At 70.1% G+C, this 12,905-nt stretch carries 14 protein-coding genes; 10 read left to right on the forward strand and 4 right to left on the reverse strand.

Translation table 11 applies throughout. The annotated features are described in order from the left end of the window. The first annotated feature begins 27 nt into the window (after positions 1-27). The 9 genes from ACTHM3_RS01475 (at position 28) to ACTHM3_RS01515 (ending at position 7,326) form a co-directional block, all read left to right on the forward strand. Positions 28-324: a DUF4287 domain-containing protein gene (locus ACTHM3_RS01475; protein ID WP_440404311.1), complete on the forward strand. Its 297-nt coding sequence runs from the start codon at positions 28-30 to the stop codon at positions 322-324. Further along, a complete protein-coding gene (locus ACTHM3_RS01480) occupies positions 324-452 on the forward strand; it encodes a hypothetical protein (protein ID WP_440404312.1) in 129 nt (42 codons plus the stop codon). Before ACTHM3_RS01475 ends, ACTHM3_RS01480 begins: the two co-directional genes overlap by 1 nt. Positions 453-606: 154 nt before the next feature. Next, positions 607-786 (forward strand): hypothetical protein, encoded by a 180-nt coding sequence (locus ACTHM3_RS01485; protein ID WP_440404313.1) that lies wholly within the window; start codon positions 607-609, stop codon positions 784-786. Between the two features lie 180 nt (positions 787-966). Further along, a complete protein-coding gene (locus ACTHM3_RS01490; protein WP_440404314.1) occupies positions 967-2,022 on the forward strand; it encodes a LacI family DNA-binding transcriptional regulator in 1,056 nt (351 codons plus the stop codon). A gap of 53 nt (positions 2,023-2,075) precedes the next feature. Continuing rightward, positions 2,076-3,341 (forward strand): ABC transporter substrate-binding protein, encoded by a 1,266-nt coding sequence (locus ACTHM3_RS01495; protein WP_440404315.1) that lies wholly within the window; start codon positions 2,076-2,078, stop codon positions 3,339-3,341. Beyond that, the gene (locus ACTHM3_RS01500; protein WP_440404316.1) at positions 3,338-4,276 is read left to right on the forward strand and encodes a carbohydrate ABC transporter permease; all 939 of its coding nucleotides are present in this window, start codon (positions 3,338-3,340) and stop codon (positions 4,274-4,276) included. Before ACTHM3_RS01495 ends, ACTHM3_RS01500 begins: the two co-directional genes overlap by 4 nt. After that, positions 4,266-5,123: a carbohydrate ABC transporter permease gene (locus tag ACTHM3_RS01505; RefSeq protein ID WP_440404317.1), complete on the forward strand. Its 858-nt coding sequence runs from the start codon at positions 4,266-4,268 to the stop codon at positions 5,121-5,123. Before ACTHM3_RS01500 ends, ACTHM3_RS01505 begins: the two co-directional genes overlap by 11 nt. Continuing rightward, positions 5,120-6,424, forward strand: coding sequence for a family 1 glycosylhydrolase (locus ACTHM3_RS01510; RefSeq protein ID WP_440404318.1), 1,305 nt, complete (start codon positions 5,120-5,122; stop codon positions 6,422-6,424). Before ACTHM3_RS01505 ends, ACTHM3_RS01510 begins: the two co-directional genes overlap by 4 nt. Beyond that, complete coding sequence (locus ACTHM3_RS01515; protein ID WP_440404319.1) at positions 6,421-7,326, forward strand: glycoside hydrolase family 43 protein; 906 nt, start codon at positions 6,421-6,423, stop codon at positions 7,324-7,326. The genes ACTHM3_RS01510 and ACTHM3_RS01515 overlap by 4 nt, the downstream gene beginning before the upstream one ends. On the opposite strand, the gene ACTHM3_RS01520 is transcribed toward ACTHM3_RS01515, so the two are convergent. The 4 genes from ACTHM3_RS01520 to ACTHM3_RS01535 form a co-directional block, all read right to left on the reverse strand. Continuing rightward, entirely contained in the window at positions 7,323-8,315 is a 993-nt protein-coding gene (locus ACTHM3_RS01520; protein WP_440404320.1) for a pirin family protein, read from the reverse strand. The genes ACTHM3_RS01515 and ACTHM3_RS01520 overlap by 4 nt on opposite strands. A 118-nt stretch (positions 8,316-8,433) precedes the next feature. Continuing rightward, positions 8,434-9,312, reverse strand: a complete 879-nt coding sequence (locus tag ACTHM3_RS01525; RefSeq protein ID WP_440404346.1) for a cytochrome c oxidase assembly protein — start codon at positions 9,310-9,312, stop codon at positions 8,434-8,436. 49 nt (positions 9,313-9,361) lie between these two features. Next, positions 9,362-9,622 (reverse strand): helix-turn-helix domain-containing protein, encoded by a 261-nt coding sequence (locus tag ACTHM3_RS01530; protein WP_440404321.1) that lies wholly within the window; start codon positions 9,620-9,622, stop codon positions 9,362-9,364. Further along, the gene (locus tag ACTHM3_RS01535; protein WP_440404322.1) at positions 9,622-10,221 is read right to left on the reverse strand and encodes a hypothetical protein; all 600 of its coding nucleotides are present in this window, start codon (positions 10,219-10,221) and stop codon (positions 9,622-9,624) included. Before ACTHM3_RS01535 ends, ACTHM3_RS01530 begins: the two co-directional genes overlap by 1 nt. 172 nt (positions 10,222-10,393) lie before the next feature. Between ACTHM3_RS01535 and ACTHM3_RS01540 the strand changes: the two genes are divergently transcribed. Next, entirely contained in the window at positions 10,394-12,877 is a 2,484-nt protein-coding gene (locus ACTHM3_RS01540; protein ID WP_440404323.1) for an ATP-dependent Clp protease ATP-binding subunit, read from the forward strand. Positions 12,878-12,905 lie beyond the last annotated feature (28 nt).

A 12,905-nucleotide genomic window follows, 5' to 3' on the forward strand; every position in this document is an offset into this window, starting at 1 on the left:
CCGGAGACGTCCGCGTAGGATCGCCGCATGTCGTTCCAGGCCTACCTCGACACGATCGAGGCGAAGACCGGACTCACGCCCCGCCGCCTGGTCGAGCTGGCGCACGACCGCGGCTTCGACCAGCCCGGCGTGAAGGCCGTAGCCGTCGTCGAATGGCTGGCCGCCGACTACGGTCTCGGGCGCGGACATGCGATGGCCCTCTGGCGCGTGATCACCCAGGGCGATCGGATCGACGCGACGCATGTCGGGTCGGAGGGATCGCACCGCGACGCCTCCGACCGGCTGTGGCTCGACGGCGTCGCCACGAAGCCCGAGGGGTACTGATGTCGGATCCCGGCGGCGGTCGCAAGCTCCCCTCGTCGACACGCATCGTGATCTGGGTCGTCGCCGGTGGCGCGGCCGTCTACCTCATCGTCAACGGGCTCATCGGCATCGTCCAGAAGGGCGGCTGATGGACCGCCGGACCTCGCGCATCGTCATGTACGCGGGGCTCGTGGTCATCATCGTCGTGGTCGCCGTCGCGTTCTTCCTCACTCCGCACTAGGAGTGCCGCTGTGCCGAGCGAGCACGCAGCATCGCCTCAGCCCCGCCGCGTAGGCTGACCGCATGCCGACGGACCTCTGGGGCGGGATCATCTGGTCCGTCGCGCCCACGATCGTGGTCGGCCTGATCTTCTGGTTCGTGATCCGCATGATCGTCCGCGCCGACCGCGACGAGCGTCGCGCCTACGCCAGGATCGAGGCGGAGGAGCGCGCCAAGGTCGCCGCGGAGCGGTCCGACTCCTGACCTTCCGCCGCCCCTCGCGATCGTTCTTGGACGGCCGCCCGGGGATCGTTCTTGACGGGCGTCACGCCGGTGAAGCATACTGATCGAAGTGCTGAGTGTTTAAACGATTAAGCACTCGCGCACCGCACCGACCTGGCCACCGCACGATCGTCCGAATCCTTGGGACGGCATGCTTTAACGATGAAGCGGAAGATGTCCCCGATCCCCACGCCGACGGCCCGCGTCACGCTGCGCGACATCGCGGCGCGGGTCGGGCTGACCCCGGCGGCGGTCTCCATGGCGCTCGCGGGCAGCCCGCGCATCAGCGACAAAACCAAGGCGGCGGTGCGCGAGGCGGCCGCGGATCTCGGCTACGTCCCGAGCTCGGCGGGGCGCGCGCTGCGTCGGCGACGCTCCGGCGCGATCGCGGTGGTCGTCCCGAACACGACCCATCACGTGTTCGGCCACCTCTACTTCATGCACGTGCTCACCGGGGTCGCGTCGGTCGCGAACCGGCACGACGCGCAGCTGCTAGTCGCGACGAACGCCGACGAGGCCGACGGCATCACCGCCTACGAGAGGGTGCTGCGCTCGCAGAGCGCGGACGGTGCCATCGTGACGAGCGCCGCGATCGGGGATCCGAACGTCGCGCGGCTCACGACCAGCGGACTCCCGGTCGTGCTCATCGGCAGCTTCCCCGAGCTCCCCGACGCGACGAGCATCTGGATCGACGACGTCGCGGCCTCGCGGACGATCACGCGTCATCTGATCGAGGAGCACGACCGCCGTCGTCTCGTGCACGTCACGGGCCCGCTCGACCACCAGACGGGCGTGGACCGTCGCGACGGCTTCCTTGAGGCGACCCGCGAGGCCGGCATCGACGGCGTGGTGGTCGAAGGCGACTTCTCCGAGGAGTCCGGTGCTGCCGCGATCGCTGCTCTGCAGCGCGAAGGCGCCCCGTTCGACGGCGTCGTCTTCGCCAACGACGACATGGCGTTCGGGGGGATGCGCGCGCTCCGCGCAGCCGGGCTCGAGGTCCCGGCCGACGTCGCGGTCGTCGGCTTCGACGACTTCGGGCTGGCCCGCTCCACGACGCCCGGCATCACCACCGTGCACGTCCCCGCCGAGGAGATGGCCCGCGAGGCGGCCGAGCTGCTTGTCGGGCTCGTCGCCGGCGATCCCGTTCCCGCTGCCGGCAGCACGCCGGCACCCGAGCTCCGCATCCGCGAGTCCTGCGGCTGCCGGAATCCCGGCTGACCGACCACCCCCCGGCACAGCCACCTGCATCATCCACGTTCGAAGGAGAACCCATGAAGAAGACAACGGCCGCTGCGGCCGCGGGCGGAGTGGCGCTCGCGCTGCTCCTGGCGGCGTGCTCGGGCGGCGGCGGGGCGTCGTCCGGCGGCAAGGTCGAACTGTCGGTCTGGACCGGCTTCACGGGCGGCGATCGCCCCGGTTACGCCCAGATCGTCAAGGACTTCAACGCCTCGCATCCCGACATCCACGTCACGATGACGGTGCAGCCCTGGGACACCATCCAGCAGAAGCTGCCGTCGGCCTGGTTGACCGGGCAGGGCCCCGACATCGCGACGCCGAGCTCCGACCCGAACGCGATCGCCCAGTACGTCAAGACGAACTCGGTCCTCCCGATCACCGACACGGGATCCGGCACGACCCGGATCAACGTCGACCAGCTGGCTCCCGGCACGGTCAAGGAGTTCACCTACAAGGGCAAGCTCTACGCGGTGCCCGCGAACTTCGCGACGCTGAGCCTCTACTACAACAAGAAGATGCTCGCGGCGGCCGGAATCGCCCAGCCCCCGGTCACCGTCGCCGAGCTGCAGGAGGACGCGAAGAAGCTCACTCTGGACGGCGGCAAGACGCAGTCCGGGCTGGTCCTGGCCGACAACCAGACCATCCAGATGTGGCCGATCCTGCAGTGGCTCTCGGGAGGCGACATCGTCGACTCGAAGAACTGCAGCGTCGTGCAGACCTCGGCCGGCCAGAAGAGTCTCCAGCCCTGGGCGGAGCTCGTCTCGAAAGACGGCATCTCGCCTGTCGGGCTGACCGGCGCCGAGGCCGACTCGCAGTTCTCGGCGGGCAAGGCGGCCATGGAGATCAACGGACCCTGGGCGGCCCCGGGCTACAAGTCGGCCGGCATCGACCTCGGTATCGTCAAGGTCCCCACCGGCGTCGACGGCGATGTGACGCTCGGCTCGACCGCGGGCCTCGCGATCTCGGCGAAGACGAAGCACGCGAAGGAGGCGCAGGAGTTCCTCGCCTACTGGACGAGCAAGTCCGTGCAGAAGAAGTTCTCGCTCGGCACCGGCTTCCCGCCGCTGCGCACCGACCTCGCCGACGACCCGGAGCTCAAGGCCGACCCGGTCATCTCTGTCTTCGCGTCGCAGGTGCCGCACTCGAGGCTCTACCTGCCGCAGGTACCGAACGCCACCAAGGTCGACTCCGACGCTTACGGAACCCTCATCGGCCAGATCACCCGCGGCACCGACGTCGCCACCGCGACGAAGACCGCGCAGAGCGCGATCAACCAGCTGACGGGCTGCACGGCGTCGTGAGCACCGGCACGGTGACCGGAGTCCGGCCGGGGCGACCCGACCGGGCTCCGGCCCCGGCCTCCCGGCGCCGCCGCCGCCGGTGGGTGCCGGGACTGCTCTTCCTCGCCCCGAGCCTGCTCATCCTGGGCGTCTTCGTGCTCTGGCCGATCCTGCAGTCGCTGTACTACAGCCTCTTCGACTGGACCGTCGGAGCCGACCAGCAGACGTTCCTGGGGCTCGGCAACTACATCGCGCTGTTCCACGACTCCCGGTTCTGGAATGCGCTCGGCGTGACCCTGATCTACACGGTCGCGTCGGTGGTGCTGCTCGTGGTCCTCGGCTTCCTGTTCGCCCTCGCGCTGCAGGGCGAGAACCTCCTGACCCGCATCGTCCGTTCCGCGCTGTTCTTCCCGACGATCGTGTCGCTCGTCAGCATCGGCCTGGTGTGGAAGTTCCTCCTCGACCCGAAGATCGGGCTCCTCGGAGGCCTCATGGACATGGTCGGCCTCACCCCGGTGGACTGGCTCCACACGCCGGGGCTCGCGCTGCCCTCGGTCATCTTCGTCGGGGTCTGGAAGAGCGTCGGATTCTCGATGATCATCTTCGTCGGCGGCCTGAAGGCCGTCCCTGTGGATCGCTACGAGGCAGCGCGGCTGGACGGCGTCTCGCGAGCTCAGCTCGTGCGCTACATCACGATCCCGAGCATCCGGCCGACGCTGCTGTTCGCGACCCTCATCCTCACGATCCAGTCGTTCCAGGTCTTCGACCTCGTCTACGTCATGACGGGCGGGGGGCCGCTGTTCACGACCGACTCGCTCGTCAATCTCCTCTACCGATCCGGCTTCGTCGACTACAAGACCGGCTACGCCGCCGCCATCTCCTGGGTGCTCTTCGCCATCATCATGATCATCTCCGCCCTGCAGCTCCGCTTCTTCCGTTACGACGATGTCGACTGAGCGGCTCCGACGGCGGCCGCACGTCCCGGCCGGCGCCGTCGTCAACCGCGTCGCCGTCCGCGTCTTCATCGGTGTCGGAGTGGTGCTCGCGCTCGTGCCATTCGTGTGGATGGTGTCCGGATCGTTCCGCAGCGAGCAGGACCTGTTCTCGCATCCGCAGAGCCTGTTACCGACGAGCATCACCCTGCACGGCTACGAGAGCGTGTGGCAGCAGCTCCCGTTCCTGCGGCTCCTCCTGAACACGGTGGTCTTCGCCGGGGGGACGACCCTCCTCACGCTCGTGTTCGACTCGCTGAGCGCCTATGCGCTCGCACGCCTGCGCTTCCGAGGGAGGACGGTCTGCTTCGTCCTCGTGCTGGTGACGCTCATGGTGCCCTTCCAGGTCACCCTCATCCCGGTCTTCATCGAGCTGTTCCACCTGGGCTGGCTCGACACCTATCAGGGGCTGATCGTGCCGCGGGCGACGAGCGCCTTCGGCATCTTCCTGCTGCGCCAATCGATGATCAGCATCCCGACCGAGCTCGACGAGGCGGCGCGGATCGACGGCGCCGGACATCTGCGGATCTACTGGTCCGTGATCCTGCCGCTCGTGAAGCCGGCGCTCGCGACCGTCGCGGTCCTCAACTTCATGAACCTCTGGAACGATCTGCTCTGGCCGCTCGTCGTGACCAGCTCGCCGGACATGCAGACGCTGCCGGCCGGGCTCACCCTGTTCGGCGGCGCGCACGTCACCGACCACGCGGTGCTGCTCGCCGGTGCGACGATCTCGCTGCTGCCGATCGCGATCGCGTTCTTCCTCGCCCAGCGCTACTTCGTCGCGGGTGTCGCGACGACCGGGATCAAATGAGCGCGGCATTCGCCCCGGGCACGTTCGCCTGGTTGACGGGCATCGAGGACACCTGCGTCTACCCGCCGGCGCGATACGGCATGCCGCCTCTCGACGAGATCGCGTTGACCGGACACGACGCGAACTGGCGCGACGACCTCCGATGGGTGCGCGACCTCGGCTGCGACGGGCTGCGCTACGGGGCGCTCTGGCCGCGGGTGCATCTCGCGCCCGGCCGGTTCGACTGGCGCGACCTGGACGAGCGGATCGGGTTCGCCCACGACCTCGGTCTGACGGTCGTGGCGGACCTGGTGCACTACGGGGCCCCGACCTGGGTCGAGGGCGCCTTCGCCGATCCCGCCTACCCGGACGCCGCCGCCGAGTTCGCCGGACGATTCGCCGAACGGTACCGCGGGGTCGTCGAGGCCATCACCCCGTTCAACGAGCCCGTGACCACCGCATCGTTCAGCGGACTCCGCGGGATCTGGCCCCCGGCCCTGACCGGGTGGGACGGATGGGTGCGGGTCGCGGTCGGTATCGCGCTGGGGATGACGCGATCGGTCCGGGCGATCCGGGACGCCGATCCCGATGCCGTCGTCGTGCACGTCGAGGCTTCGGCGCTCTACGCCACGGACGACTCCGCTCTGCACGCCGAGCGTGCCCTCCTGGAGCGGATCGCCACCATCCCGACCGATCTCCTCCTCGGCCGTGTCGACCCGGACGGTGACGACGGCCACTGGCTCCGTGCGCACGGTGCCGATCCGGCCGCACTCGCGGAGCTCCGCGCCGCGCCGGCTCGGATCGACGTGCTCGGCGTCAACTACTACCCGGACCTCACGCCCCGCGTGCTGGAGCACAGCGGCGGTCGCGTCGTGCAGCGCGCGGTCGACGCGGGTGCCGAGGGACTCGAGCGGGTGCTCCGGTCGGCCGAGGCGCGCTGGGGCCTCCCCATGGTGGTCACCGAGACGAGCATCGAGGGCGACCCCGCGACGCGCTCGGCCTGGCTGCGGTCGTCGACGGCGACCGTCGATCGGCTGCGCGGCGAGGGCATGGACCTCCGCGGGTACACCTGGTGGCCGCTCGTCGACTTCGTCGACTGGTCCTGGGCGGCCGGGGGCCGCAACGTGGAGGAGTTCCAGGTGCCGCCCGAGGTCGTCGCCGAACGTGCGGCATCCGGATCGATCGAGCCGTACCTCCGGCGTATGGGACTCGCGCGCCTGGAGGAGCGCGATGGCGTCCTGCACCGGGTGCCCGACGCGAGCGCGACGGCCTTCGTCGACGTGGTCGCGACCGCGCGGCGATCCGCGGGAGCCGTGCGGTGACGATCCGACTCGCTCACGACGGCTATCTCGCCGATCCGTTCCTGTTCGAGGCGGGCGGCCGCTTCTACCTCTACGGAACGCCCGACCCGGGCCGCCCGGAGGATACGGCGATCGCGCTGGTGTCCGACGACCTGGCGCACTGGACGGAGCTCGGGTCCGTGCTCGAGGGGGTGCCGGGTGAGCTCGGTCGCGACGTGTGGGCGCCGGAGGTCGCGGCCGCCGACGGTGCGTACTGGATGTACTACTCCGTGGGCCGGGACATCGAGGGTCATCATCTGCGGGTGGCGCGAGCGGATCGTCCCGAGGGGCCGTTCCGGGATCTCGGTCTCGACCTGACGCCGGGGGAGTCCTTCGCGATCGATGCGAGCCCGTTCCTCGACGCCGACGGCGCATGGTGGCTGTTCTTCGCCCGGGACGTCCCCGACGCCGAGCGTCGCGGCACCCATCTCGCCGTCGCTCCGCTGGACGGGATGACCCGGCTCGGCGAGGTCTCGCCGGTGCTCGCACCCGATTCGCCGTGGCAGATCTTCGAGCGGGATCGGGACCTCTACGGCCGCCGTGCCGACTGGTGGACGCTCGAGGGTCCGACCGTGGTCCGCCGCGGCCAGGATCTCGTGCTCCTCTTCTCCGGCGGCTCCTGGGAGGGGCCCGGGTACGGCGTCTCGTCGGCCGTGGCCGGCTCTCCGCGCGGCCCGTGGCACCATGCGCCGACGCGCCACCCGACCGTGCTGAGCACCGCCATCGCCGGGTTGCCGGGTCCCGGGCACTGCTCCGTCCTCACCCGCGACGACGGGTCGACGGTGATCGCGTTCCACGCCTGGAATCCGGAGCACACCATGCGCCGGCCCTACCTCGCCGACCTGGTGTGGGACGGGGCCGACCCGCGCCTCGACCTCGATTAGGACGGCTGGTCGCGCGGGCGCAGCCGGACGTTCGGGAGCTCGGGGGCCGGCAGCGCGGTGCCGTCGTCCCAGCCGTCGATCCAGCCGAACAGCCCCGCCTTGTCGGCGCCTCCCACGACCTCGGCCTGCCACCGCTCGCGGTACGCGACGATCTCGTCGTGGCTGCGGCCGATGAAGTTCCACCACATGACGATCCGCTCGCCGAGCGGCACGCCGCCGAGCAGCAGCGCGCGGAGCGGCTCGTCGCCGGCGCCGATCGTGAGCGTCGCGGCGCCGGTCGGCGCGTAGCCGAGGTGGTGCCGCGGGATCGCGACGCCCTCGAACGTCGGCGAGCCGGCATCCACCAGCAGCCCGTGCTCGAAGGCGGGGTCGACGATCAGCTCGACGCGGGCGCCCGCCGGGAGGTCGAGTTGCGCGCCGAGCAAGGGCGTGAACGCGGTGATCGGCGAGGTCGAGCCGTGCAGCGCGCCCACGAAGACCCGGAGGGTCGCGTCGCCGACCGCGATCGGCTCGGGCACGTGGTGCTCGAAGAACGGGGCGTGCTGCCGGGCGCTGTCGGGCAGCGCGGTCCAGAGCTGGACGCCGTGCGGCCGCGCCGAACCGGGCGTCGACTCCTCGGAGTGCTGGATGCCGGCCCCCGCGGTCATGAGGTTCACCTGGCCGGGTCGGATCAGCTCCCGGCTCCCGACCGAGTCGCGGTGCTCGATCTCGCCCTCGTAGAGCCAGCTCACCGTCTGCAGACCGGTGTGCGGATGCGGCGGGATGTCCATCGGCCGGTCGCTCGCCGTCTCGGCGAAGGTGCCGCCGTAGGAGTCGGCGAAGCACCACGCACCGATGAGCGAGCGGGCGCGCTGGGGGAGGGTGCGGCGCACGTGGCTCGCGCGCGGCCCGCCGAGCGGCACGTCGCGCGGCTCGAGCACCTCGATGCGCCGCGCCTGCTCCGCTCCGTCGCACACCAGCTCCGCCGGCTCGGCCTCGAGATTGCTCACGCCCCTATCGTGCCCGGATCTTGCGGCGAGATGCCGATTGCGGCCGCTATCCGTCGAGCTGAGCGACCGGAAGCGGCATCTCGACAACCGTCGCGGGGGCGCGTGGCCGGTGTGCGGCTCAGCCGCCTTGGCTCTCGCGCCAGCGTCCGAGGTGCTCGCGGTTGAGCTCGTCGAGCTGCTCGTCGGTCAGCTCGTCGAAGCGCCGCGACTCCCGCCGGTCGGATCGCGCCCACCGCACCAGCAGCAGCACGATGATCGGCAGGTCCGCGCCCTCCGCGATGCACCAGAGCAGGTCGCCGGCGAGCTGCTGATCGCGCAGCGGGCTCGGCCACCAGGCGAACGCCTCGACGATCCGGGGTCCGTGGTCCAGCACGACCGGGCTGAGGCGCAGCACGATGCCGGGGATCGCGTCGATGAGGAGTTCGACGAACGCCAGCAGGAACTCCGCGGTGAGGAAGAGGGACGAGCGGTTCGCGGTGTCCTCGGCGATCGGGAGCACCGTGAGCAGCCCGACGACGGGGACCGCCACCGAGAGAGCGCCGTCGATGGCGGGGGTGCCGCGCGCGATCCCCGCGACCGGCGTCAGGAACAGGGTGAACAGCGCGGCGGAGAGGACCGCCCCGACCATCGCGTTGCCGACGATGCGGATGGGCCGCGAGCCCAGCACACGTTCCAGCCGGTGGAGTCCGACCGGTCCGAGCGATGCCCGGAGCAGCGCGATCGGCCGCCCCGCCACGATCGCGGGCGGCACCGCGAGCAGCAGCAGCGCGATCCGGGTCGTGAACGCCCAGCGCAGCGCTCCGCTGAAGACCCCGAGCACGCTGCACGTGACGACGAGGTACGAGCCGAGCCCGAGCAGAAGGAACAGGAGCGTCGAGCGCAGCGGCCAGCTGCCTCCTGCGCGGCGAACCCGCCGGACGCCCGCCAGGTACAGCAGCGCGGCCGCGATCGCCGCGCCGAGTGCGACGGGATCGAGGCCCCAGGTGCTGAGGAGGATCGGGAGGGAGGGCGTGCGCCCACGGTCGCTCCGCCGCTCTGAGGTGCTCCTAAGAGCGGTGCTCCTCAGGTCGCCGCGCCACCGGCAGCACGATGAGCAGGTCGCCCACCTGGCAGTCGAGCGCGTCGCAGATCGCGGTGAGCGTGGAGAACCGGATGGCGCGGGCGCGTCCGTTCTTCAGCACCGACAGGTTGACCAGGCTCACCCCGACGCGGGAGCTCAGCTCGGTGAGCGTCATCCCGCGCTCGGCGAGCAGCTCATCGAGCCGGACGTGGATGCGCCCGGCGTCGAACTCCTCGGCCGGCGGCATCAGACGAGGCCGTCGGTGTCGCGCTGCATCCGCGTGCCGACCTCGAACGCCGACCCGAGCAGCATGACGCCGATCCCGATCGACAGCGGGACCCAGTCGAACATCGACGGATTGTCGATCCGACCCGTCGTCCGACCGCTGAGCTCCGCGACCACGTAGTTCGTCCCCATGTGGGCGACGAACGCGCCGATCAGGAGCCCGCCCGTGATGACCGCTCCGGAGACCGACACCAGTCGGGCGTTGAGTCGGTCGAAGACGAGTCCTCGCGCCATCCGCCAGCACAGAATCGCGAACATCACCAGCACGGCGATCGGCGTCCCGGCCTGGAGCAGCTCCCCGATCGCCACCAACACGACGATGCCCGCGGGCAGCCCGCCGGCGTGCACGATCCCCTCCGTGACGGCGACAGGGACGTCGACCGCACCGACCGGGACAGGCGCGGTGCGCTCGGCGAACGCGACAGTGAACGGGATGCGGTGGTTGCCCACGACCTCGGTGAGGCGGAGGGCGAGCCGGATGGCGAGGTACGCGCCGGCGGCCAGCGCGCCTGCCGAGAGCAGCTGGAGGCTGGCCGTGTTCCATTGCCGGAGGCGGGACATCATCGACTCCTTATCGATCATCGTTAATAACGAATATCGATAAGCTACGGCGACGCGGGGCTCCGCGCAACCGCCCTCACGCCCACGGCGAACACGGGATCCCCCGGGGGGACCCCGTCGTTACTCTCGATGCAAGGCACCGCCCGACCGGTGCCGACGAGAGGTTTCCATCATGTTCGAGCGTTTCACCGACCGGGCCCGCCGGGTGGTCGTCCTCGCCCAGGAAGAGGCGAAGATGCTCAACCACAACTACATCGGGACCGAGCACATCCTGCTCGGACTGATCCACGAGGGAGAGGGAGTCGCCGCCAAGGCGCTCGAGTCCCTCGGCATCTCGCTGGACGCGGTCCGCGAGCAGGTCCAGGACATCATCGGCCAGGGGCAGACCCAGCCGACCGGCCACATCCCCTTCACCCCGCGCGCCAAGAAGGTGCTGGAGCTCTCGCTCCGCGAGGCGCTGCAGCTCGGCCACAGCTACATCGGCACCGAGCACATCCTCCTCGGCCTCATCCGCGAGGGCGAGGGTGTCGCCGCCCAGGTGCTCATGAAGCTCGGCGCCGACCTCAACCGCGTGCGCCAGCAGGTCATCCAGCTGCTCTCCGGCTACCAGGGCAAGGAGCAGGTGGCCGTCGGGGGCACCGACGCGGCCCCCGACAAGGGCTCCCAGATCCTCGACCAGTTCGGCCGCAACCTGACGCAGGCCGCGCGCGAGGGCAAGCTCGACCCGGTCATCGGGCGCGAGAAGGAGATGGAGCGGGTCATGCAGATCCTCTCCCGCCGCTCGAAGAACAACCCCGTGCTGATCGGCGAGCCCGGCGTCGGCAAGACCGCCGTCGTCGAGGGCCTCGCGCAGGCGATCGTCCGCGGCGAGGTGCCCGAGACGCTGAAGGACAAGCAGCTCTACACGCTCGACCTCGGCTCGCTCATCGCCGGGTCCCGCTACCGCGGCGACTTCGAGGAGCGGCTCAAGAAGGTGACGAAGGAGATCCGCACCCGCGGCGACATCATCACCTTCATCGACGAGATCCACACCCTCGTCGGCGCGGGCGCGGCGGAGGGCGCGATCGACGCGGCCTCGATCCTCAAGCCGCTCCTCGCCCGCGGCGAGCTGCAGACGATCGGCGCCACGACCCTCGACGAGTACCGCAAGCACTTCGAGAAGGACGCCGCGCTCGAGCGCCGCTTCCAGCCGGTGCAGGTGCAGGAGCCGTCGCTGCCGCACACCATCAACATCCTCAAGGGACTCCGCGACAAGTACGAGGCGTTCCACAAGGTGTCGATCACGGACGGGGCGATCGTCGCGGCGGCGAACCTCGCCGACCGCTACGTGAGCGACCGCTTCCTGCCGGACAAGGCCATCGACCTGATCGACGAGGCCGGCGCGCGCCTGCGCCTGTCGATCCTGTCGGCGCCGCCGGAGCTGCGCGACTTCGACGAGAAGATCGCCACGGTCCGCGGCAGCAAGGAGGCCGCGATCGAGGAGCAGGACTTCGAGAAGGCCGCGTCGCTGCGCGACGAGGAGAAGAAGCTGCTCGGCGAGCGGCTGCGCCTCGAGAAGCAGTGGCGGTCGGGTGACGTGGCCGCGTCGGGCACGGTGGATGAGGGAGTCATCGCCGAGGTCCTCGCGAACGCGACCGGCATCCCGGTGTTCAAGCTCACCGAGGAGGAGAGCTCGCGCCTCATCTTCATGGAGAAGGCCCTGCACGAGCGCGTCATCGGTCAGGAGGAGGCCATCTCGGTCCTCTCGAAGACCATCCGCCGCACGCGCGCCGGCCTCAAGGACCCGAAGCGTCCGAGCGGTTCGTTCATCTTCGCCGGCCCCACCGGCGTCGGGAAGACCGAACTCGCCAAGGCGCTCGCCGAGTTCCTGTTCGACGACGAGGGCGCACTGATCTCCCTCGACATGTCGGAGTACGGCGAGAAGCACACGGTCTCGCGGCTGTTCGGCGCCCCTCCCGGATTCGTCGGCTTCGAGGAGGGCGGACAGCTCACCGAGAAGGTGCGCCGCAAGCCGTTCTCGGTGGTGCTCTTCGACGAGATCGAGAAGGCGCACCCGGACATCTTCAACTCGCTGCTCCAGATCCTGGAGGAGGGGCGTCTGACGGATGGTCAGGGCCGCGTCGTCGACTTCAAGAACACCGTGATCATCATGACCACGAACCTCGGCACGAAGGACATCACGGGCGGCCCGGTCGGCTTCACGATCGAGGGCAACCAGGAGAACTCGTACCGGGCGATGCGGGCCAAGGTGGTCGAGGAGCTGAAGAAGCACTTCAAGCCGGAGTTCCTGAACCGCGTCGACGAGACGATCGTGTTCCCGCAGCTGAACCAGGACGAGCTCAAGCAGATCGTCGGCCTCTTCATCAAGCGGCTGTCGGACCGTCTGCTCGACCGCGACATGACGATCGACGTCACGGAGGCGGCGGAGCTGCGGCTGATCGAGGTCGGCTGGGATCCGGCGATGGGCGCCCGCCCGCTGCGCCGCGCGGTGCAGCACGAGGTGGAGGACCGGCTCTCGGAGAAGATCCTGCACAACGAGCTCGTCGCGGGCGACCACGTCCACGTCGACTTCGTCGACGGGGAGTTCGTCTTCACGACCGGGCGTCAGCCGGGCCGCGAGGAGCTCCCGGAGGCGGTCGGCGCGATCGAGAGCTGACCTCCGGTCACTCAGGGGTCATCGAATG

Origin of the sequence: Pseudolysinimonas sp. (assembly GCF_051954455.1) — a bacterium.
Lineage (GTDB): Bacteria > Actinomycetota > Actinomycetes > Actinomycetales > Microbacteriaceae > Pseudolysinimonas.